The organism is Stenotrophomonas sp. STEN020 (assembly GCF_056760195.1).
Map to the genome: position 1 here is coordinate 1 of NZ_JBRREI010000013.1, position 21,188 is coordinate 21,188.

Annotated in this window: 19 protein-coding genes and 1 pseudogene; 7 read left to right on the forward strand and 13 right to left on the reverse strand. The window is 63.1% G+C overall.

Features of this window, described 5'->3' with window-relative positions; all coding sequences use genetic code 11:
* Positions 1–123: 123 nt before the first annotated feature.
* Positions 124–1,080, reverse strand: a complete 957-nt coding sequence (locus ACVOLZ_RS07560) for a chemotaxis protein (protein WP_481515644.1) — start codon at positions 1,078–1,080, stop codon at positions 124–126.
* Between the two features lie 114 nt (positions 1,081–1,194).
* Between ACVOLZ_RS07560 and flgA the strand changes: the two genes are divergently transcribed.
* From flgA to ACVOLZ_RS07580, 4 genes are all read left to right on the forward strand, one after another.
* Positions 1,195–1,839: a flagellar basal body P-ring formation chaperone FlgA gene (gene flgA, locus ACVOLZ_RS07565; protein WP_481515645.1), complete on the forward strand. Its 645-nt coding sequence runs from the start codon at positions 1,195–1,197 to the stop codon at positions 1,837–1,839.
* A gap of 62 nt (positions 1,840–1,901) precedes the next feature.
* The gene (flgM, locus tag ACVOLZ_RS07570) at positions 1,902–2,204 is read left to right on the forward strand and encodes a flagellar biosynthesis anti-sigma factor FlgM (protein WP_481510927.1); all 303 of its coding nucleotides are present in this window, start codon (positions 1,902–1,904) and stop codon (positions 2,202–2,204) included.
* A gap of 2 nt (positions 2,205–2,206) precedes the next feature.
* Complete coding sequence (locus ACVOLZ_RS07575) at positions 2,207–2,539, forward strand: flagellar protein FlgN (protein ID WP_481515719.1); 333 nt, start codon at positions 2,207–2,209, stop codon at positions 2,537–2,539.
* Between the two features lie 86 nt (positions 2,540–2,625).
* Positions 2,626–3,846 (forward strand): ATP-binding protein, encoded by a 1,221-nt coding sequence (locus ACVOLZ_RS07580; protein ID WP_481515646.1) that lies wholly within the window; start codon positions 2,626–2,628, stop codon positions 3,844–3,846.
* Positions 3,847–4,027: 181 nt separating this feature from the next.
* Here the strand turns inward: ACVOLZ_RS07580 and ACVOLZ_RS07585 are convergent, their stop codons facing one another.
* Together ACVOLZ_RS07585 and ACVOLZ_RS07590 are read right to left on the reverse strand one after the other, a co-directional pair.
* A complete protein-coding gene (locus ACVOLZ_RS07585; protein ID WP_481515647.1) occupies positions 4,028–5,758 on the reverse strand; it encodes an EAL domain-containing protein in 1,731 nt (576 codons plus the stop codon).
* Positions 5,759–5,778: 20 nt separating this feature from the next.
* Positions 5,779–6,759 (reverse strand): annotated as a pseudogene (locus tag ACVOLZ_RS07590) (sensor histidine kinase); the annotation flags it as partial.
* A 400-nt stretch (positions 6,760–7,159) separates the two neighbouring features.
* Between ACVOLZ_RS07590 and ACVOLZ_RS07595 the strand changes: the two are divergent.
* A complete protein-coding gene (locus ACVOLZ_RS07595) occupies positions 7,160–9,934 on the forward strand; it encodes a bifunctional diguanylate cyclase/phosphodiesterase (RefSeq protein ID WP_481515720.1) in 2,775 nt (924 codons plus the stop codon).
* A gap of 433 nt (positions 9,935–10,367) precedes the next feature.
* Here ACVOLZ_RS07595 and ACVOLZ_RS07600 read toward each other — a convergent pair whose 3' ends face one another.
* From ACVOLZ_RS07600 to ACVOLZ_RS07625, 6 genes are all read right to left on the reverse strand, one after another.
* Positions 10,368–10,619, reverse strand: a complete 252-nt coding sequence (locus ACVOLZ_RS07600) for a hypothetical protein (RefSeq protein ID WP_481515648.1) — start codon at positions 10,617–10,619, stop codon at positions 10,368–10,370.
* Positions 10,620–10,696: 77 nt separating this feature from the next.
* The gene (locus tag ACVOLZ_RS07605) at positions 10,697–11,896 is read right to left on the reverse strand and encodes a methyl-accepting chemotaxis protein (protein ID WP_481515649.1); all 1,200 of its coding nucleotides are present in this window, start codon (positions 11,894–11,896) and stop codon (positions 10,697–10,699) included.
* 126 nt (positions 11,897–12,022) lie between these two features.
* The gene (gene hflD, locus ACVOLZ_RS07610; protein ID WP_481515650.1) at positions 12,023–12,637 is read right to left on the reverse strand and encodes a high frequency lysogenization protein HflD; all 615 of its coding nucleotides are present in this window, start codon (positions 12,635–12,637) and stop codon (positions 12,023–12,025) included.
* Positions 12,638–12,646: 9 nt separating this feature from the next.
* Positions 12,647–13,768 (reverse strand): tRNA 2-thiouridine(34) synthase MnmA, encoded by a 1,122-nt coding sequence (mnmA, locus tag ACVOLZ_RS07615; protein WP_481515651.1) that lies wholly within the window; start codon positions 13,766–13,768, stop codon positions 12,647–12,649.
* Positions 13,765–14,229 (reverse strand): NUDIX hydrolase, encoded by a 465-nt coding sequence (locus tag ACVOLZ_RS07620; protein WP_481515652.1) that lies wholly within the window; start codon positions 14,227–14,229, stop codon positions 13,765–13,767. Before ACVOLZ_RS07620 ends, mnmA begins: the two co-directional genes overlap by 4 nt.
* A gap of 2 nt (positions 14,230–14,231) precedes the next feature.
* Positions 14,232–14,708, reverse strand: a complete 477-nt coding sequence (locus ACVOLZ_RS07625; protein ID WP_481515653.1) for a type III secretion system chaperone family protein — start codon at positions 14,706–14,708, stop codon at positions 14,232–14,234.
* 104 nt (positions 14,709–14,812) lie between these two features.
* Here ACVOLZ_RS07625 and clpS point away from each other — a divergent pair, with 104 nt between their 5' ends.
* Both clpS and clpA read left to right on the forward strand, forming a co-directional pair.
* A complete protein-coding gene (gene clpS, locus ACVOLZ_RS07630) occupies positions 14,813–15,133 on the forward strand; it encodes an ATP-dependent Clp protease adapter ClpS (RefSeq protein WP_282272346.1) in 321 nt (106 codons plus the stop codon).
* Between the two features lie 323 nt (positions 15,134–15,456).
* Complete coding sequence (clpA, locus tag ACVOLZ_RS07635) at positions 15,457–17,736, forward strand: ATP-dependent Clp protease ATP-binding subunit ClpA (RefSeq protein ID WP_481515654.1); 2,280 nt, start codon at positions 15,457–15,459, stop codon at positions 17,734–17,736.
* 352 nt (positions 17,737–18,088) lie between these two features.
* Here the strand turns inward: clpA and infA are convergent, their stop codons facing one another.
* The 4 genes from infA to ACVOLZ_RS07655 all read right to left on the reverse strand — a co-directional run bounded on the left by infA (position 18,089) and on the right by ACVOLZ_RS07655 (position 21,169).
* Positions 18,089–18,307: a translation initiation factor IF-1 gene (gene infA, locus ACVOLZ_RS07640; RefSeq protein WP_005409596.1), complete on the reverse strand. Its 219-nt coding sequence runs from the start codon at positions 18,305–18,307 to the stop codon at positions 18,089–18,091.
* A gap of 98 nt (positions 18,308–18,405) precedes the next feature.
* On the reverse strand, positions 18,406–19,140 hold the full coding sequence (gene aat, locus ACVOLZ_RS07645; RefSeq protein WP_481515655.1) for a leucyl/phenylalanyl-tRNA--protein transferase: 735 nt from the start codon (positions 19,138–19,140) through the stop codon (positions 18,406–18,408).
* Positions 19,137–20,279, reverse strand: a complete 1,143-nt coding sequence (locus tag ACVOLZ_RS07650) for a GNAT family N-acetyltransferase (protein WP_481515656.1) — start codon at positions 20,277–20,279, stop codon at positions 19,137–19,139. Before ACVOLZ_RS07650 ends, aat begins: the two co-directional genes overlap by 4 nt.
* Positions 20,276–21,169, reverse strand: coding sequence for a metallophosphoesterase (locus ACVOLZ_RS07655; RefSeq protein WP_481515657.1), 894 nt, complete (start codon positions 21,167–21,169; stop codon positions 20,276–20,278). Before ACVOLZ_RS07655 ends, ACVOLZ_RS07650 begins: the two co-directional genes overlap by 4 nt.
* Positions 21,170–21,188 lie beyond the last annotated feature (19 nt).

Genomic DNA, 21,188 nt, shown 5'->3' on the forward strand with positions numbered 1-21,188 from the left:
CCCCCGGCTCGGTTCTGGTGGGGTTGGGGGGGGGGGGGGGGGGGCGGTGTGCTGGGGGGGCGTGGTGCCCTCCCCCCCTCCCCCCCCCCCCCCCCCCCCCCCCCCCACTACAGCAGGCCAGACTCAGCTATACGCGTACTGCGTCTGGGCCACATGGCGCAGACGCTGCAGGACGAAATCAGCCAGCTCATGCGGGCTGTACTTGGCCACGAAGGCATTGGCACCCACCCGTTCCACCATGGCGTTGTTGAAAACGCCCGACAACGAGGTGTGCAGCAGCACGTACAGGCCGGCCAACCCTGCATGGCGGCGGATTTCCGTCGTCAGGGTGTAGCCGTCCATCGCTGGCATCTCGATATCGGAGATCACCATGGCGTAGCGCTCGGCCGGGTTCTCGCCCGAGGCATGGATCTGCAATAGGTGTTCCAGTGCCTGCTTGCCGTCGGAGAGCAGGGTGGCGCTCACCCCCAACTGGTCCAGCACGCTGCGGATCTGCTGGCGGGCGACGCGGGAATCATCGACCACCAGGACCTGCATCGCTGGAGCGTCGTCGGGCAGTGCCATGGATGGATCGAGCACCGCTTCGCTGCGTACCTGGGCGATGTCTGCGAGCACGCTTTCTACGTCGATGACCTGGATCAACTCACCCTGAAAGCGGGTAACGGCAGTCAAATACGTCGATTCGGCGCCCAATTCCGGCGGCGGGTGGATATCTTCCACCGCGATATTGACGATGCGTTCAACCCCGCTGACCAGAAAACCCTGTACCGAGCGATTGAACTCGGTCACCACCAGGTAACCCGGTGAGGTGTCCGCCTCGGGCTCGCGCTCAGGGTGCCCGATGGCAAGGCCAAGGTCCAATACCGGCACCGAGCGGCCGCGCACATCAGCCACGCCGGCGAACTGGGCGGGCAGGCCGGGCACCTGGAACAATGCTGGGCGGCGCAGCACTTCCTGCACCTTGAATACATTCACGCCAAAAAGCTGACGACCGCCAAGGCGGAACAGCAGCAGCGCAAGGCGGTTGTGGCCGGCCAGCCGGGTGCGCTGGTCAATTCGGTTGAGCAGGTCTTGTGACATAAGTGCTGTATCGGCGGCGGGTGGCTGTAACTTGAGTGCCGCCGCCGGTCCAGAGTGGCACAGCACTTGCAGCTGGATCCATCGAACTATTCCAGAGCCGGGTGGCCGCGACCGATGCGCTTACTCTTACTTATATGCCTGTTGTTGCCTTCGCTGGCTTTGGCTGCCGCGTTCCAGCCGGTGGAAACCATCCGAGCCGCGGCTTTGGCCACTTTGGCGGCTGGAGAGAGCGGGGAGGCCATTCTGGACGCGAACCTGCGCCTGCCAGCGTGTGCGCAACCATTGCAGGCCAGCGTTACCGCCAACACGACCGTCGAGGTCACCTGCCCACAGGCTGGCGGTTGGCGATTGTTTGTCCCGGTCAAGGTCCGCCGTGAGCAGCAGGTGCTGGTGCTGGCACGCGGCGTGGCTGCTGGAGAAACCCTGGCGCCGGCCGATATAAGCAGCGTCAAGCGTGATACAGCACGTTTGGCCGGTGCAGTGTTGTTGAAGCCGGAGGCGGCCGTGGGCCGGGTCGCACGGCGTGCATTGAGCGCCGGCAGCCTGCTATCGGCGACAGACCTGGTTGCGCCTCGCACCGTCCGTCGTGGCGATAATGTCGCCCTGGTGTCGCGCCGGGGCGGGGTAGAAGTGCGGATGGCGGGCAAGGCGCTGGGGGATGCGGGTGAGGGCGAGCGGGTCTCGGTCGAGAACCTGTCTTCACGCCGGGTGATGCAGGGAATTGCCACCCCTGCCGGCGACGTGTTGGTCAGCCGATAAATCGCTAAAGAATCCCCGGGCATTGCCGTTATCGTTTTTGAACCGAATCAGGACTCCATCACATGAGCCAGAAAATCGACGGTGGTATTCCGGCCGCAGCGCAGCTGCGCAGCGTAGCCATCAACACCAAAGTGGCCGCCGCAGGCGATGCCAAGCCCAAGCCCGTTGAGGCCGCCGACAGCGTGCGCCTGACCGGTGAGGCCACCCAGCTGCAGGCCGTACAGCGTGAGCTGAGCGCCGCCCCGGCCATCGACCAGGCCCGTGTGCAAGCCGTGCGCGAGGCGCTGGAAAACGGCAGCTACAAGATCAATCCCGATGCCATTGCCACGCGCATGCTGGGCCTGGACCAGCAGTTGCAGGGATGAACCTGTCCATGGGCGACCCGTTGCAGCGTCTGAGCGAGGCGCTTGACCGCGAACAGCGCGCCTTGGCCGAGCACGACGTGCCGGCCTTGGTTGCCGCCACTGGCAACAAGCTGGAAGCCCTGCGCGAGCTGGAGCGGCAGCCGCCGCTGCACGAGGCTGAAAAGCTCAAGGAGCTGGCAGAGCGCAACCACGCCAATGGCGTATTGCTGGCGCGCCGCCGTCGCGAGGTCAACTGGGCGCTCCGTCAGCTGGGTCGTAGTGAGAATGCGCCCTCTTACGATGCCAAAGGCCAGGCACAAACCGTGCATGCGCGACGGCCGTTGGCTGTAGCCTGATCTGTTTCAAAAGCGGCGCCCGCGCCGCGATCGAGTACCCACATCCGGCTATAGTGGCGGCCTGTTCCTAGCCTGTCCCGAACGCCGTGACCCAGATCGATAGCAGCATCCTCATGCCAACCCCTTCGGCGGCCACATTGCGAGCCCTCGGCGAGCGCGTCCAGCACGGGATGCTGGTGTTCAACGGCAAGTTCGAAGTCAGCATCGCCAACGGTCTGGTGCGCGAGTTGTTTGGCGTGGATGGCCCCGGAAGTATTGATCTTGGCCGCCAGCTTGAGGCCTTGTTGCCTCCATTCGCGCTGTCGCAGGCCCGCGATTCGGGTAGTTGGGTCGGTAGCCTGCCGGTCGGTGAACGGGTCATCACTCTGCACCTGCATCATCACAGCGACGAGGTCGGCGAGGCTTTTCTAGCCCTGTTCCAGCACATAGACGGCCCTGAGGACTATGAGCGCGAGCTGCAGCAGCGCCATGCCGAGCTTCGCCAAGCCTATCTGCGCTTGAACGGCACCCAGGAAAAACTGCTGCAGTCCGAGAAAATGGCCTCCATCGGCCAGCTAGCCGCTGGCGTTGCCCACGAAATCAACAACCCGATCGGCTACGTCCACTCCAATCTGGGCAGCCTGCAGGAGTATCTACGCAGCCTGTTCACGGTGATCGAAGCCTATGAGCGGGCCTTGCGGGCACCTGATCCGAAGGCCTTGATTCCGGAAATCGACGATATCCGCGACCGCCTGGACATCGATTTCATCAGCCGCGACCTGCCGCAGCTGATGGCTGAATCACGCGAGGGCATCGAGCGGGTTACCCGCATCGTGCGCGATCTCAAGGACTTCTCGTACTCCGGCCGCGACGAGTCGTGGAAGCTGGTCGACCTGCATGCTGGTCTCGAATCGACCATCAACATCATCTGGAACGAGCTCAAGTACAAGGTCACGTTGGAGCGTCACTACGGCGAACTGCCGATGATCGAATGCCTGCCGTCCGAGCTCAACCAGGTCTATATGAACCTGCTGCTCAATGCCGGTCATGCCATCGCTGATCGCGGCAATATCGTGGTCAGCACCGGGGTCAGTGGTGATGAAGTCTGGGTTGAGTTCAAGGATGACGGCGCCGGAATCTCCCCCGAGCTGCGCCAGCGCATTTTCGACCCGTTCTTCACCACCAAGCCGGTTGGCAGCGGCACTGGTCTTGGCTTGTCGATCTCCTACGGCATCATCAACAAGCACCACGGCCGCATCGACCTGGACAGCACGGTAGGCGAGGGCTCCTGCTTCCGTATCGTGCTGCCGATCCGTCAGCCGAAGTAGGAGCGGCGTAAGCCGCGAAGCTGGCGTTGTACCAGTCGTCGCGGTATCCGCGATAAGCGATCCCCTGCAATGGCCCTTTCGTCGATGCATCGTGCAATTGCGGCGGATGCATGCTGACCCCAGTCATCAGTAGCTTCGCGGCTGACGCCGCTCCTACAAGAGATCAAAAGCGTCCAAATGCCTACGCCGTCCCCACACCCTGTTTTTCATCATGTGTGCGGAACGCCTGGCGGATATGCTCGCGCAGGTCGTCGTCGTTCCAGGGTTTAGTCAGGAACCGATAGATCGCACCACGGTTGATCGCATCGGTGACGGTGTTCAGGTCGGTATAGCCTGAGAGCACCAGACGGATCGTGTCCGGATACAGCATCTTTACCCGGCCAAGGAACTCGGTGCCGCTCATGTCACTCATGCGCTGATCGGACAGGATCACCTGTACGTCGTTGATCGCCAGCAGATCAAAGGCGTCACGTACATTGCCGGCGGCGAGGATTCGGTAGCCATCGCGGCGGAACAGGCGCACCAGCGAGCGCAGTACGTTTTCTTCGTCGTCCAGCAGCAACAAGGTGCGGTCAGGGCGGGTCTCGGCGAAGGCTTCCGGTCGCAGGTAGCGTCGACGCAGGGTCATGCCGGCGGCGTCGGCCGACATCGGCTCGCCAAACAGATAGCCCTGGAACACATCGCAGTCATTGCGGCGCAGGAAGCCCAGCTGGGCCTGCGACTCGACGCCGTTGGCGATCACCGTCATGCCCAACTGGTGACCCATCGCGATGATGGCGCGGCTGATCGCGGCCTCGCGGTTTGCGGCGGGCGCGCTCTTGATGAAGCTACGGTCGATCTTGAGCTTGTCCACCGGATAACGGACCAGCGCGCTCAAGCTCGAGTCACCGGTGCCGAAGTTGTCCAGGCACAGGCTGATACCTTCGTTGCGCAGGTTGGCCAGGGTTTCGTGGACGAAGTTGACGTTGTTGGTCAGCGCGCTCTCGTTGATTTCCAGGGTCAGCATGCGTGCCGGCACGCCGATGGACTGCAGCATCGCCATCACTTCGGTGAAGAAGTTCGGGCGCAGCAACTGCAGGGTCGACACGTTGACCGCGACGTTGAAGTCTTCGAAGCCCTGATCGCGCCAGACCTTGGCTTGGCGGAGGGTGGTTTCCAGCACCCAAGCGCCGATCTGCACGATGATGCCCAGCCGCTCGGCGGTGCGCATGAAGCGCTCGGGTACCAGCATGCCCAGGGTAGGGGATTGCCAGCGCAGCAGCGCCTCCATGCCCATGACGTGACCATCGCGGGCGCTGACCAGTGGCTGGTAGCGCAGGCGAAGCTCACCGTTGTCGATGGCGTCCACCAGTTGCCGCGAGATGATGCTTTCGCTGTGGGCGCTGCTGGGTTTGTGCAGCACGTGCACATGAACCGCATTGCCGCCTTCGCGACCGGCCTGGTGCAGGGCATCCTCGGCCAGATCCAGCACTCCGGTAGCGGTGTTGGAATGCTCCGGGCAGAGACCAACCCCGATCTTGGCGGTCAGGAACAGGGTGTACGGCAGTACCGATAGAGGCAGCTCGATCTGCTGGCGTACCTGCTCGGCAAAATCTTCCGGTGCGGGCGTCTGGCTGCCGCGGGGTACCGCGATCAGGAATTCATCGCTGCCGTGCCGCCACAGCTTGCCGCGTTCACCGAGAAATCCGCGCAGACGTTCAGCAATCAGGATCAAGGCCTGGTCACCCACCTCGGCACTCATGTTCTCGTTGACCGAGGCAAAGTGGTCGATATCCAGATGCAGCAGCATCAGCGACGTGCCGGTACGGTTGGCGGCATCCACCAGGGTTGCCAGTTCCGGATTGCCGGCGCCCAGTCGGGCAGGGCGCGCGTCATTGCGGTCACCAAGCGAAGGGGGGCTGGTATTCCACATCGGGCGGGGTCCTTGGGGAGTCACAGTGCGTCCATTGCGTAGGGTAAACGCAGATCAATACGGGTGCCGGCGCCCGGCGCGGTCTCGATATGCAGGCTGCCGCCCGCACTCTGGGCGCGCTCACGCATCACGATCATGCCAAGGCCGCGCGGCCCGGCAGGGTCAAAGCCTTCGCCATCGTCCACCACCTGCAGGTGCAGATCGCCATTGTTGCTGTTGCGCAACGACAGCGATACCTGGCTTGCGCTGGCGTGGCGCAGTGCGTTGGTCAGGCTTTCCTGGGCAATACGGAAACACGCCTGCTCGACCTCGTTGCTGGGGCGGCGCGGCAGCGCGGCAACATCCAGCAGCAACTCCACATCAGTGGAGCGGAACAGCAGGCCCGCTTGCCAACGCAGCGCAGCTTCCAGGCCAAGGGCATCGAGCTGCGGTGGCCGCAACAGCATCGACAGATTCCGTAGCTTGATCACAGTGCTGTCTGCCAGCTCGATGATCTGGTCGATATCGTCCTGCCGCCGTGGCTTGTTGTCCTCATCGCGCGCGGCGCAGGCGGCCAGCTTCATCGCGGTGATGGCCTGGCCGATATCGTCATGCAGATCACGTGAAATCGAGCGCCGCTCATCCTCCTGCAAGGAGAACAAGCGACCCGCCATGGCTTGCAGCTCGGCGTTACTGGTGGCCAAGGCAAGCCTGCCGTGCTCCAGCTCACTCAAGTCGCGAATGACAGAAAGCTGGCGGGTCCTGCCGCCATGTTGCAGTTGCTGGGTGATCACCATGGCGTGGAAAGGCTCGCCGCCCATCCGTGACAGCTGCACCGGCAGTTCGCTACTGCTCGAACGCGGGCCATGGCCGCTCAAGCCGGCCAGCAACTGGACGGCACCGTCGCCGCGCCCGCCGCCAATGCCCAGAATGTTGCTTGCAGCTGGATTGGCATAGACAACTGTATCGCCGTCAGCGATCACAACGCCGTCCGGCAGCAGCGCCGCCAACTGCTCGAACTCGGCAGGCGACGGCTGGCCGGAGCTGTTGGCTGGTTTTGATGACCAGAGCTGCCACCAGAGCAAAAGGAGCGTCGCACAAATTGCCACCGCGATCGCCGTCACACTTTGTGTCCGCCAGCCGGATGATTCCGTGTCGCTTGCCGACAGTGCCACGAGGCCGGCCGCCAAAAAAGCGGCTCCGGCAAGCAACCAAAGCGTGCATGCGCGCCGCCGCGGGGAGGCGACGGGCACGGATGGAGCGGAAGAGGCCGGATCGGCTTGCATGGTGAGAGGGGGTTTGGACAAGCGTCGCCCCAGTTTAACGGCTTGTGCACAGAGCGCACGACGAAGTGCTCAATTCTGCCGAGTTGGTGCCGTTATCGAATGGGTACCCGGTTTGTCGGGCATGGAGATAGATCGCGTGGATCGCGGCGTCATAGCTAGCCTGCTTCGTCATCCGTTGAACGCGGCCGTTGTGCTGTTGGACACGGACGGGCAACCATTGGCCGCCAATGGCATGGCCAGAGAGCTTGGCCTGCCCGAACGCCTGTCACGTTATTGCTTGCAACTTGCCGGCATCCGCCAGGGACTGGATCAGCACGAGGCAGTGGCCTGCCCGCTGCCGGGGACCGGTCAGCGGCTGGACGGTTGGCTCAGTGTGGTTCAGTCGCCCTCTGCGACCCCATTGGGCTATCTGTATTCCGTGGCCAGCGACACTGAGGCGCGCAATGCCCGATGGGCGATGGCAATGGAGTCGGCAGGACATAGCCTCTGGGACTGGGATATCGTCAGCGATGCGGTTACCCGCGCCAGCCCGGCGCATGTCCCCAATGCGGCGCAGCCCGGCATCGGCCTGCTTGATGAAGCACATCCGGAAGACCAGCTACTGCTGCGCCAGGCCATTGCCGCGCACCTGCATGACCCGCGGGTGCCCTTTGCCTGTCAGTTTCGGCTGCGTCAGGCCGACGGCAGCTGGCGGTGGGTGCTGGACCGCGGTCAGGTAGTCACCCGTGCTGGCGATGGCCAGCCGTTGCGGATGGTTGGCACCTATACCGACATCCAGCAACAGAAATCGCTGGAGGACGAGCTGCGTTCGCAGCAGGCCTTGTTGCGCCGCGCGCAGCGCGTCGCCGGCATGGGCAGCTGGGTATGGGAACCGCAGCGTAAGCGCGTGCAGTGGTCTGAGGAATTCGCTGCCGCAATTGGCTGGAGCGATGCCGCACTACCGACCGGGCGGCAGTGGTTGCGCAACCTTGCCAGCGACGCCCGCACGCATCTGTTCTGCAGCTGGCGGCGCGTTCTGGATGAGGCCAAAGGTGGAAGCTTCGATATCACCTGGGGGCGCGACCCGGTGACCCAGCAGCAGCTGCGCATCTGGGTGGAGCTTGATTACGACGCCGCTGGCTGCCTGCACCGGGTGTTGGGGCAGGTGCAGAACATCAGCAATCAACGCCGTACCGATGCCTTGATACGCTGGCGTACCGAATTGCTGAACCGGGTGTCCGCACTGGGCCGTATTGGCGGCTGCGAGATCGAGGTGAGTACCCGCGCAATGCAATGGACCGAGGAGTGCTACCGCATCCACGGCCTGCGCAAGGCACCGGTGACCCTGGACCAGGCATTGGACCTGTACATCCCGGACTCGCGCGACAATTTTGAGTCGGCGTTGCTGCGCATCGCCGAAGGCGGGCTGCCAGAGCAGCTTGATCTGTGTTTCTATCGCCCCTCCGGGCAACGGGTATGGGTGCAGGTGCTGATCGAACTGGATCAACGCGACGGCCTGCCTGAGCGCTTTGTGGTGCTGTTCCGCGATATCACCCGCGAACGCGAAGCCGATGAGCGGCTGGAACTGTTGGCGCATTACGACCTGCTGACCGGCCTGCCCAATCGCATGCTGCTGCGTGAGCAGGGTTCGGAAGCGATCATCGAGGCACGCGAACGCGGTGCCATCCTGGCAATGCTGTTCATCGATCTGGATGGCTTCAAGAGCATCAACGACACCTTCGGTCACGCCACCGGTGACATGCTGCTGAAGGCCGCCGCGGCGCGCCTGCACCAGAACCTGCGCAATGCCGATCTGTTCGCCCGCTTCAATGGCGATGAGTTCATCGTGATTCTGCGCAACCTGGTTGAGCCGGACGACGCCGGGCATGTGGCACGCAAGCTGATTGCCTCGTTGGCGGAGCCGCTCTACCGCGAGGATGTCACCTTGAAGGTTGGTGCCAGCGTAGGTATCGCATTGCTGGACGAAGGGCGCAGCGACTTTGACAGTCTGCTGCGTGCCGCCGATGCGGCGATGCATGCGGCCAAAGAAGCCGGCCGCAATACCTACCAGTACTACAGCCAGGATGCTTTGGCGCGTACCCAGCGCCGGGTCGAGATCGAACATGCACTGCATGGTGCGGTCGAGCGCGACGAGTTCAGCCTGGTCTACCAGCCTTTGGTGCACGCCAATGGCGATGCAACCCCCTCGATCGAGGCGCTGCTGCGCTGGAACAGTGGCAGGATTGGCTCATGCAGCCCGGCCGAATTCATTCCGATTGCCGAGAAGTGCGGCGAGATCATCCATATCGGCGACTGGGTGCTGCAGGAAGTCTGCCGGCAAGCAGTAGTCTGGCAGCAGGCCGGGCTGAAGTTCGAGCGTATTGCAGTCAACGTGTCGGCATTGCAGCTACGTGATCGCGGCTTCGCCGAGCGTGTTGTCAGCATCTGCCAACAGTACGGCTGGCCACCACAGCGCTTGGAGCTGGAGCTGACCGAGTCGGCATTGATCCGGGACACCGATGCATTGCGCCAGTGTTTTGACGTCTTCGAGCAACACGGCATACCACTTGCTGTGGACGATTTCGGTACCGGTTTCTCCAATCTGCACTATCTGAACCGTTTTCCGGTGCAGCGGCTGAAGATCGATCGTAGCTTCGTGCAAGGCATGCTGCACGATGCCGGCACCGCCGAGGTCACCCAGGCCATCGTGCATCTAGGGCATGCACTGGGCATGCTGGTGGTTGCCGAAGGCGTAGAAACCCCGGCCGAAGCGACGATGTTGATCCAGCAGGGCTGCGACGAACTGCAGGGCTATCTGTTCTCGCGACCACTGCGGCCGCGCGAGATGGTGCAGTGGTTGCGCAGTGGCCCTGGCGAGCTACTTGAATTGCCGAACCTTGGAACGATCACGACGATCAGCGCAACCCACTGATCGTCGGCGAGAGAAAGCAAAGAGCCCGGTTGCCTGATCCGCAACCGGGCTCTTTGTTTGTATTTCTGAATACATTTCTGCTTGGATGTGGGAGCGGCGTCAGCCACGAAGCTGGTGTTGCTGACAGGACTTCATCTGGCGACGTCGGTGCTTCGCGGCTATTAAAAGGCTGGGCGTGGCCCAGCCAAGCGCAACGCACCAAGGACAGATTGCGGCGCGACGGCAAAGGCTGCAGAGCACCAGCTCTCCGATGCCTTGCACTGATCCAGCTCAGGTTGTTCATTGCATCTTGGGGGCGGCGCAAGCCGCGAAGCCGGCAATGCTGACGGGCCTTCATCTGATGATGTCGTTGCTTCGCGGCTGACGCCGCTCCCACAAAACGGCAGTGCGCGTACATGGAGCCAGGCTATGCGCAGCGCACCACGAGCGGGGCTCAGGGAACGGACAGGTCCCAGTCGATGCAGCTTGTCAGCCAATCTGAGTCTGCGGTAGGGTCAGGGCACTGGACTTGATCGCGCAGTGCACGCAACTCCAGCAGCTCTTGCTGTGCACGCTGTTCCAGCCGCGCAAGTTGTTCGCGCCGGCTCAACGTACTGCCGTTGGCGGTAGGTGATGGAAGCATGGCGTCATCAGCCTGAGATGCTGGCTCGGCGTTGCTGTTGGCAGTGGAACGGGATGTCAGCATATATCAGCGCGGTTGCAGCAACAGCAAAGCCCCGGCCAAGGGCCGGGGCTCGGATGCAGTACGGGTGCGGAGTGAAGTCAGAACAACTCCACCGTGCCTGCACCCATGCTCTGCTGGGACACCGGCTTGTGCGGCGGACGCTCCCATTCCACGCGCATCTCGCGCAGGCGGTTGCCGGTGCGCTGCAGCGCGCTGACCATCTCGCCATCGAACACGCCGCCATTACGGTGCAGCAGTTCCTGCAGCGCGACGGCTTCGCGGTTGATCGCACCCAGACGGTCAAGGTGGGTATGCACGCCGCCCAGGGCCTGGGTGGCGATGTCTTCGAACTGCAGGGCGCGCACGGCTTCAGCGACGCTACCGTCGATGGCGCGGCCACACTCGGAGATCTCGCGCATGCCGTCGCCCAGCGAGGCATTGATGGCAGCCACGCTGTCCAGCATCGAAGCGGCCTCATGGCGCGCTTCGCGGGACCGGTCCATATCGCGCGAGGCCATGTGGGTGACGGTTTCACGCACCTTGGCAATCGCGTCCTTGGAGCTGTGGGCCAGCTTGCGGATCTGCTCGTTGAAGGTGGTGGAGCGCTCGGAGAGGTTACGCACTTCGTCGGCCACCACAGCGAAACCACGGCCGGCTTCGCCAGCACGCGCCGCTTCAATGGCCGCATTCAAGGCCAGCAGGTTGGTCTGGTCAGCAATCGACTTGACGTCTTCGAGCAGGGCGAAAATACCGTCCAGGTGCTGCGCCATCTGGTCGATGTGCTGCACGGTGTTGCTGCTCTGGCCGCTGACCTGCTCCAGCGCTTCCACCAGCTGTTCCATCTGGTGGCTGGCGTTCTGGGCGAAACGGGCGACGTCGACGCCACCATTGCCACCGCCACCCTCATCACCGGCGCGGTCAACGATGCGGGCCAGCGCCTGACTCTGCTGGCGTGACTTGCGGCTCATCGCATCGAAGCTGCCACCGAGGCCGCCGACCGCTTGCCGGATCAGTTCGCGGGCGCGCTCGATCTCGCTGCGCGAGCCGTCGATTTCGTTGCTGACGAAGCTGCGCAGCTCGTTGAGCAGCTGGTCCTGCTCTTTCAGTACCTTGGCGTGCTCAGGCGAGCGCTGGGTTTGCGAATGCACGCTCCACCAGGCAAACACCAGCCAGCTCAACACCATGGTGGTCAGGATCGCCCACAGGGCCGCGGAGGGCCAGGACAGGGCGGCAGCGACCACAACCAGAAGGGTGAGGACAAGCGGGGCTGCCAAACGGATTGCAATACGTGAATACATGGACGTTCTCGGGAGAGTCACGAATGCAGTATCGGCAGTGGGCAGGGTGTCTTTAGCCCACTGGCGTGAATCCCCGGAGGTTTTGCGATGCAGGCCCACAAGCGGAGCGCTTGCAGGCCTGCAGATTCAACGCAGCCGGCGCTCGATGGCTTCGAGCATGGCTTTGCGCGAGAACAGGAAATCCCAGTACGCGCCGCCCAGCTGGCGCCACAGCACCGCCGAGCGTACCGCGGCCAGCAGCAGTGCACGGATCTCCGACACCACCATTGCCTGGCCCAGGTAGTGCGGGTTGCCCTGCACCATGATCTTCGGCTTGAGCTGGCTGATGGTGTCCGCATACAGCGCACCCATCGCACTCAGCACGTCCGGGTGGCAGCTGTCGCCGCGGTCCTGGGCGATGCTGGCGGCACGCTCGATGCCGGCTTCAACCTTGTCGACCGTGGCGCCTTCGCGCACGAAGCGGCGCTCCAGCTGCATCACCGACAGCGCAAGCCGTGGCAGCAGATCGTCCTTGCCCTGGTTACGGAAGTAGTCGCGCAGCAGGCGCAGGCCGGGCTCAACCTGGGTAGCACTGCCGTATACCGCGGCGGGCGAGCTGGCATCAATACGCAGCACGCTGTCCATTGCGGTGCGCACCACAGCGCTCTCCGAATGGCCGGTTTCTGCGATGCGGCGTACCTGCTGCAAGGCCTGGGCAATGCCTGCCAAGGCGAGTACGCGGTCATCGATGGAAAAAGTCATGGTCATCTCTCAAGGGGAAACAGGGGCAGCCAAACGGCGCTCCAGGGGTGCATCGGTAGCAGCGATCACTGCGCCGCCCAGGCATTCCATGCCGTCGTACAACACCAGCGACTGGCCGGGGGTGACGGCGCGTTGCGGGCGTGCGAAATGCACGTCCAGCGTACCGTCATCACGTACCTTCACGGTGCAGGCTTCGTCCGGTTGGCGGTAGCGGGTCTGCGCGGTGCACTCGAATTCACGGGCGGGTGGGGCGCCGGCAATCCAGTGCATGGCTTCGCTGCGCAGCCAGTTGGACTGCAGCCACGGGCTGTCATGGCCCTGGTCGACGTACAGGATATTGCGCGCCACGTCCTTGCCAACCACGAACCACGGCGCCGCCGGGCGCCCGCGCACGCCGCCGATATTCAGGCCTTCGCGCTGGCCCAGGGTGAAATAGAACACGCCGGGGTGACGGGCGATCAGCTGGCCATCGGGGTCGTGGATCTCGCCTTCGCGGGCAGGTAGATACTGACCAAGGAACTCGCGGAAATCGCGTTCACCGATGAAGCAGATACCCGTCGAATCCTTCTTGGCATGGGTCGGCAGGCCGGCCTCACGGGCGATGCGGCGCAGCTCGCTCTTCTCCATGTGCCCAATCGGGAACAAGGTAGCCGCCAGCTGGGTCTGGCCCAGCTGGTGCAGGAAGTAGCTCTGGTCCTTGCCGCGATCGGCACCGCGCAGCAGGCGCCAGCGGCCGCCAGAGTGGTCGACCTGTGCGTAGTGGCCGGTGGCGATGCGCTCGGCGCCCAGCTCGCGCGCGGCATCCAGGAAGTGCTTGAACTTGACCTCGCGGTTGCACAGCACGTCCGGGTTGGGCGTGCGCCCTGCCGCATATTCGGCCAGGAAATGCTCGAACACGCCCTGCCAGTATTCGTTGGAGAAATCGCGGAAATGGAATGGAATGTCGAGCCGCCCGCAGACCGCCACAGCGTCGCGACGATCGTCCTCGGCACGGCAGTGGCCAGTGCCATCGTCAGCCCAGTTCTGCATGAACAAGCCGGCGACATCCAGGCCTTGCTGGACCAGGGTGAGTGCTGCCACCGAGGAATCCACGCCGCCGGAAACGCCCACCACGATATTGGGATTACTCACGGTGCCACCTGTCGCACGATCGAAAGCGGGTAGCGCTGCCCGGCCAGCCAGTCGGAGATCGTATGCCAGACCAGCGGGCTGCGCAGTCGCGCCATATCGGCCTGTAGCGCAACCGGGCTCATCCACAGCGCCTGCACGATGCCGGTATCCAGCGCCTGCTCCGGGTGGTGCTGCAGCGGCTCGGCGGCGAAGGCGAAGCGCAGGAACGGCGTGCCATCGGCAGCCGTCCACTGATAACTGCCAATGAAACCGGTCAGGCGCACCTCCCAGCCGGTTTCTTCGCGGGTTTCACGTACGGCCGCCTCGAGCAGGCTTTCGCCCGGCTCGAGATGGCCGGCCGGCTGGTTCAATACCCGCCGGCCGTTCTTTTCTTCCTCTACCAGCAGCAGTTGCCCTGCGCGGGAGACCACGGTGGCCACGGTCACATGTGGCGCCCATCGCTGGGACTGCAAAGCATTCACGCTCAGTACTCGTCCTTGGACGTCATTTCCAGTTCGATCGCATCGGCGCTCTTGGCGGCAGCGTCGATGGCATCGGAAATCACCTCCGCGCTGGCATCTGCGTCAACCTTGACCACGAACATCGCAATTTCGCCCTGCTTCACCCAGCCGCCGAGCTTGGAGTCGTTGGAGTCCTCCAGCAGGCGGTTGGCGACCAGCGCCGGGAACTGCGGGCCCGAGGACTTGTAGCCCGGTGACCAGATTTCACGGACGTGATGACTGCCGTAGGTCTCGACATTGGAGCGCACGTACACCAGCTGGGTACGGTCGTCATCCATTTCAAAGACCAGCTGGTAGTCGCCATCGCTGTCCACTTCGTACTTGTACTTGAGCGTATCAAGCACGCGACCGACCGCACGGTCCGGTTCACCGGCAAAAGCGCTCCCGACGGCAGCCGTGGCCAAGGCCAGCAAGGCGATGCTGAGTACAGACTTCTTCATTTTTTCCCCAAGGAATGGATGGTTAGCCTGCAAATTGTGCGGGGGCGAGGGGGGTGGCGTCCAATGGTCAAAAGACAGCCACCTGGAACCGCTATAATCAACGGATGTCTCAGAAGACCCAACACGACAGCGAACACGGCCTGCTGGTAGCCCCCGGCAAGCCCGAGGTTGCGCCCCCGCCGCAGTACCAGGTGATGCTGCTGAATGACGATTACACCCCGATGGACTTCGTGGTGACCGTCCTGCAGAGCTTCTTTTCCATGGACATGGACAAGGCGACCCAGGTGATGCTGCACGTCCATACCCGCGGTCGCGGCATCTGCGGCGTGTACACCCGCGAAGTTGCCGAGACCAAGGTTGCGCAGGTCAACGAGTTCTCGCGGATGAACCAACACCCGCTGATGTGCACGATGGAGCGGGCCTGAGCCTGCCTTGGGCGCCGACAGTGCGCCCAGCTCTTTGCCCATGCGGCACGGTTATCAGCATCGCTGCAGCAGTGACCGCTGGTCTGCTGTAAAACTGCAGGTGTGCCAGGGTAAGAGAGTCGGAGTTGGCGGAACGAAGCGTTTCGCTTGATGCCCGCAATCCGACCCCGGCCCCCTGTTTCTGCGTCGAAACTGAATGCAGTATTCACAGGTCCGGGCGATTTGCCGGGTTTAGCGGCCTGACGTCTACATCTTCGTCATTACGGTGCTGGAAAAATCGTTGTCAGGCCGCATATTGTCTCCAACCGCAACCGGAGTGCCTTATGTTCAGTAAAGACCTCGAGCAGACCATTGGTCAGTGCTACAAGCGCGCCCGAGAAGCACGTCATGAGTACATGACGGTTGAACATCTATTGTTGGCGTTGTTGGAGAATGCTTCGGCGCAGGCGGTGCTCAAGGCATGCGGCGCGGACTTGGAACGCCTGGGGCGCGAGCTCGAGAAGGCGATCAATGCCTCGGTCTCGTTGTTGGCCGAGGACGACGGCCGCGATACCCAACCCACCCTGGGCTTCCAGCGGGTACTGCAGCGGGCGGTGTACCACGTGCAGTCCTCGGGCAAGAAAGAGGTCACCGGTGCCAACGTGCTGGTGGCGATCTTCGGCGAAAAAGAGTCGCACGCGGTCTATTACCTCAACCAGCAGGACGTGACCCGGTTGGATGTGGTCAATTACCTGTCCCACGGCGTGGGCAAGAGTGGTGATGATCCGGAGATGTCTTCCCCGCTTGAGGGCGAGGGCAGGGCTGAGGGCGGTGATGGCGAAGGCAAGGGCGATTCGCTGGCCGAGTTCGCCAGCAATCTCAACGAGCAGGCCAAGGCCGGGCGGATCGATCCGCTGGTTGGGCGCCGCGATGAGATCGAGCGCACCATCCAGGTACTGTGCCGTCGCCGCAAGAACAACCCGCTGTATGTAGGCGAAGCCGGCGTGGGCAAGACCGCCATCGCCGAAGGTCTGGCCAAGCGCATCGTCGACGGCGAAGTACCGGATGTACTTGCCGATGCGGTGATCTATTCGCTGGATCTGGGCGCACTGGTGGCTGGCACCAAGTACCGCGGTGACTTTGAGAAGCGTCTGAAGGGCGTTATTACCGCGCTGAAGAAGATCCCCAATTCGGTGCTGTTCATCGACGAGATCCATACCATCATCGGTGCTGGCTCTGCATCTGGTGGCACCATGGATGCGTCCAACCTGATCAAGCCGGCGCTGGCCTCGGGCGAACTGCGTTGCATCGGCTCGACCACCTTCCAGGAATACCGCGGCATCTTCGAGAAGGACCGCGCCTTGGCGCGGCGCTTCCAGAAGATCGACATCGTCGAGCCCACCGTTGGTGAGACCTACGAGATCCTCAAGGGCCTGCGACCCAAGTACGAAGCGCATCACGGTGTGACCTATGCCGACGATGCGCTGCAGGCAGCAGTGGATCTGTCGGTCAAGCACATCGCTGATCGCCTGCTGCCGGACAAGGCCATCGACGTGATCGATGAGGCCGGTGCGCGCCAGCGCCTGCTGCCGGAAGGGCAGCGCAAGGAGCGCATCGACGTCGAGGAAATCGAGACCATCGTTGCCAAGATGGCGCGGATCCCGGCCAAGCAGGTCACTGCGACCGACAAGGATGTGCTGCAGCACCTGGAGCGCAACCTGAAAATGGTGATCTTCGGCCAGGACCAAGGCATCGAATCGCTGGCTTCGGCGATCAAGCTATCGCGTTCCGGTCTCGCCAGTCCGGACAAGCCGATCGGCAACTTCCTGTTCGCCGGTCCGACTGGCGTCGGCAAGACCGAAGTGACCCGTCAGTTGGCCCTGCAGTTGGGTATCGAGCTGGTGCGCTTTGACATGTCCGAGTACATGGAGCCGCATTCGGTCAGCCGCCTGATCGGTGCGCCTCCGGGCTATGTCGGTTTCGACCAGGGCGGCCTGCTGACCGAGAAGATCGTCAAGACCCCGCACTGCGTACTGCTGCTGGACGAGGTGGAGAAAGCGCACCCTGACATCTTCAACATCCTGTTGCAGGTAATGGACCGCGGTGTGCTCACTGACACCAATGGCCGCGAAGCCAACTTCAAGAACGTGATCCTGGTGATGACCACCAATGCCGGTGCCACCCAGGCGGCACGTCGCTCGATCGGCTTCTTGAAGCAGGACCATGCAACCGATGCGATGGAAGTGATCCGCAAGAGCTTCACCCCGGAGTTCCGCAACCGTCTGGACGCGGTGGTGCAGTTCCAGCCGCTGGGCTTCGATCACATCCTGCGGGTGGTGGACAAGTTCCTGATCGAGCTGGAAATGCTGCTGCAGGACAAGCACGTGTCGCTGTCGGCCACCCCGGCTGCCCGCGAATGGCTGGCCCACCACGGCTTCGACGCCGACATGGGTGCTCGCCCGATGTACAGGCTGATCCAGGACAAGGTGAAGCGCCCGCTGGCCGACGAACTGCTGTTCGGCAAGCTGTTGAACGGCGGCAAGGTCAGCATCGACGTCCGCGACGGCGAACTGATCGTGGATACCGAGTCCGAACCGGAGCATCTGTTGCCGGCGACCGTGTAAGCCAGCTCCTGTGGGAGCGGCGTAAGTCGCGAAGCCAGGATTGTGTCGGCGCAAACAAAACCCCGCATCCAACGATGCGGGGTTTTTTTTCTTTTGCTCTGGCCCCTCCCTTGCGCCGAAGGCGTAGGGGAGGGTTGGGGAGGGGGGGGGCTTGTTGTTTTTTGTTTGGGGCTTCGTTTTGGGGTGTTTGTTTTTCTCGGGTTTCGTGTGCGGCCGTGTGTGGCTCGGCACTACAGAGAAGGCATTGCTGGTAACGCCTCTGCCGAGCATGGCTCGGCACTACGGGGCAGTTCCAGCCACGCGAAAAAGCCAGCGCGAGGGCTGGCTTTTTCCTAACGCTCGACTTACCGCATTACTTCATGCGGTAGGTGATGCGGCCCTTGGTCAGGTCGTACGGCGTCATCTCAACCTTGACGCGGTCACCGGTCAGGATGCGGATGTAGTTCTTGCGCATGCGGCCAGAGATGTGGGCGATGATTTCATGCCCATTTTCCAAGCGAACACGGAACGTGGTGTTCGGCAACGTCTCGCTGACGGTGCCTTCGAACTCAATGGAGTCGTCTTTCGACATGTAGTCCTGTGCGGTTCTGCGGACGGCCAATGGGCCTAAGGGCGGGCATTTTACGCTGTCGCGGGCCGGGATGCAAAGTTTGCGTTAAGCACCTGCATTCAGGCCAATGCCGAGGCGGCCAGCTCGCCAAATCTGCGCGTCCAGCTACCGGCATCGCTGGGGCGCTGCACCAGTTCGCGCACGCTCTCCAGAAACACAGCGCGGGGCAGGTGCTCGGCGCCCATCCGCAGCAGGTGCGGGTTCTCCACCTGCGCATCCATCAGTGGCCAGCCCCACTCGGCCAGGGTGCAGGCCAGCGCCGCGAGTGCCACCTTCGAGCCGCCACTGCGGCCGCTGAACATGCTTTCGCCGAAGAACATCTGGCCGATGGCGACGCCATAGATGCCGCCAACCAGCACGTCGCCATCGAATACTTCAACCGAGTGCGCGTAGCCGAGCTGGTGCAGGGCGACATAGGCCTGGTGCATGTCGGCGGTGATCCAGGTGCCGTCCTGGCCGGGTCGCGGCGCCAAGGCGCAAGCCTGCATGACCTCGGAAAAGGCAGTGTCGGCGCGAACCGTCCAGTTGCTATTGCGCAACCCGCGCCGGAAGCGCGAGGACAGGTGGACCTGATCGGTGCGGAACACCATGCGCGGGTCCGGCGACCACCACAGCAGTGGCTGGCCTTCGGAAAACCACGGGAAGATGCCGCCGGCATAGGCATTGAGCAGGCGCACCGGGTTCAGGTCACCGCCAATGGCCAGCAGACCATCGGGCTCCTGCAAGGCAAGTTCGGCAGGCGGGAACGGCGCATCGCTTGCGCTGTCCAGCAGGAACGGACCTTTGTTGCTCATTGCGATGGATCTTCCTGCTTGAAGGGTGAATGGCGCAGGAGGTCAGCCATATAGCTCGCTACATCCTTGCGCTCCTGATCGCACCAGTCATGCACCGCCTCGCGGAACTGCGGATGGGCGAGCCAATGATGGCTGCGTACCTGGGTTGGAAGGAAGCCGCGCGCCAGCTTGTGTTCACCCTGTGCGCCGGGCTCGAAGCGCCGCAGGCCTTCGCGCAGGCAGTACTCGATGCCTTGGTAGTAGCAGGTTTCGAAGTGCAGGCCGGGCAGGGCGGCGCCGCCCCAGTAACGCCCGTACAGCGTATCGGCGCCACGAAGGCACAGCGCGCCTGCGATCGGCTCGCCATCCTGTATCGCCAGGAACAGCACCAGTTGGCGCGACATCTGCTCGGCCATGTGGCGCAGAAAAGCCAAGGTCAGCGCCGGCGCGTTGCCGTACTCGGCAAAGGTCTGCAGGTAGAAGCTGTGCATGGCGCGCAGTTCATCCGCGCTGGCTTCATCGCCATGACGCGCGACGAAGTTGATGCCTGCACGAGCGACCTTGGCGCGCTCCTGGCGGATGTTCTTGCGGCGTTTGTGATCCATCGCGCCGAGGAAGTCATCGAAGTTCTCCCAGCCTGGCTGGCGCTGCCATTGGAACTGCACATCATCGCGTTGCAGCCACTGTGCGCCGAACAGGGGATTCTCATCGGCCAGATGGAAGTTGATGTGCGCCGAAGATAAGTCGTTGTCACGCACATGGCTGACAATCGTCTCAATCAGCGCACGACGATTCACTTCGTTGCGAGCCAACAGGCGTGGCCCGGTAACCGGCGAGTAGGGCACGCCGCACAGCCACTTCGGGAAGTACTCCAGCCCGTGCCGGGCATAAGCATTGGCCCAGGCATGATCGAACACGAACTCGCCATGCGAGTTCTGCTTCAGATAGCCCGGCGCGGCGGCGACAAGCTCTTCGCCGCGCCACAAGCTCAGATGCTGGGCCTGCCAGCCCCATTCCGGGCGCAGGCAGCCATGCTGCTCCAACCCGCTGAGAAAGGCGTGGCTGATGAAGGGATTGCTGCCGTCATGCAGGTCATCCCACTGCGCGGCGCGCAACGCTGCAAGGTCGTGCAGGATGCGCAGTTGCAATGGCGGGCTCATGGGTTCAGCGTCAATACGTCGATGACAGGTGGGTTGAACAGGCGCAGTGGCAGCCCGATCTCTCCGACCCCACTCGTGGTGAAAACACGTATCGGACCGCAAGCGCCCTCCATCACCTGCTCGCCGCGATCAAAGCCATAAGCGCTCGGGATGACCTTGCGATACAGCCAGGGGATGCGGATCTGTCCGCCATGTGTATGCCCGGCGAGCACGACGGCCACATTGCCAGCGCACACCTGCATGGCACTGTCGGGGTTATGGGCAAGGACAATCGTGGGGCCGAGCAGTGCCTCGCCCCCGAGCAGGAAGCGCGCGTCATCCCGGCCTGCCCAGCGGTCTCCAAGGCCGGCCCAGTTCACGCCGTCGGCGTCCCTGAGTAGACGTCCTTCGATAACGTTCATGCCGTGCGCGGCGAGTGCGGCACGCAAGGCTTTGTCGATGTCCGGGCCGGGCTGTTGCTGGTCGTGGTTGCCGAGCACCACAAACGCAGGCGCGCGCAGGTCAGCCAGCGGCGCGAACAATTCCTGCAACGATAGGTCTTGCGGCTCATAGGTCAGGTCGCCGGCGATCGCCACCGCATGGACATCCTGATCGTTGATGCGCTTCACCAGTCGCTCAAGGAAGCGCCGATCCTTGTAGACACCCAGGTGGATGTCACTGACCAGGGCGATACGTGTAGCGGTGCCGGTACCTCCCAGCGTGCTGTGCCTGATCACGATCATCTGCGGCTCGATGAAGCGTGCCCAGACGAACACGCCGCATCCAAGCAGCAGCACCGCAAGCATCGGCCGGTGGCGCGGATTACGCCACCGCCACAGCAGCCAGGCGATGACAGGAAAGACCAGCCAACTGCCATGGAACAGCAGCTGCTTGAGCATCAGCTTGTCCATGGCAGGCTGGCGGGGTGGG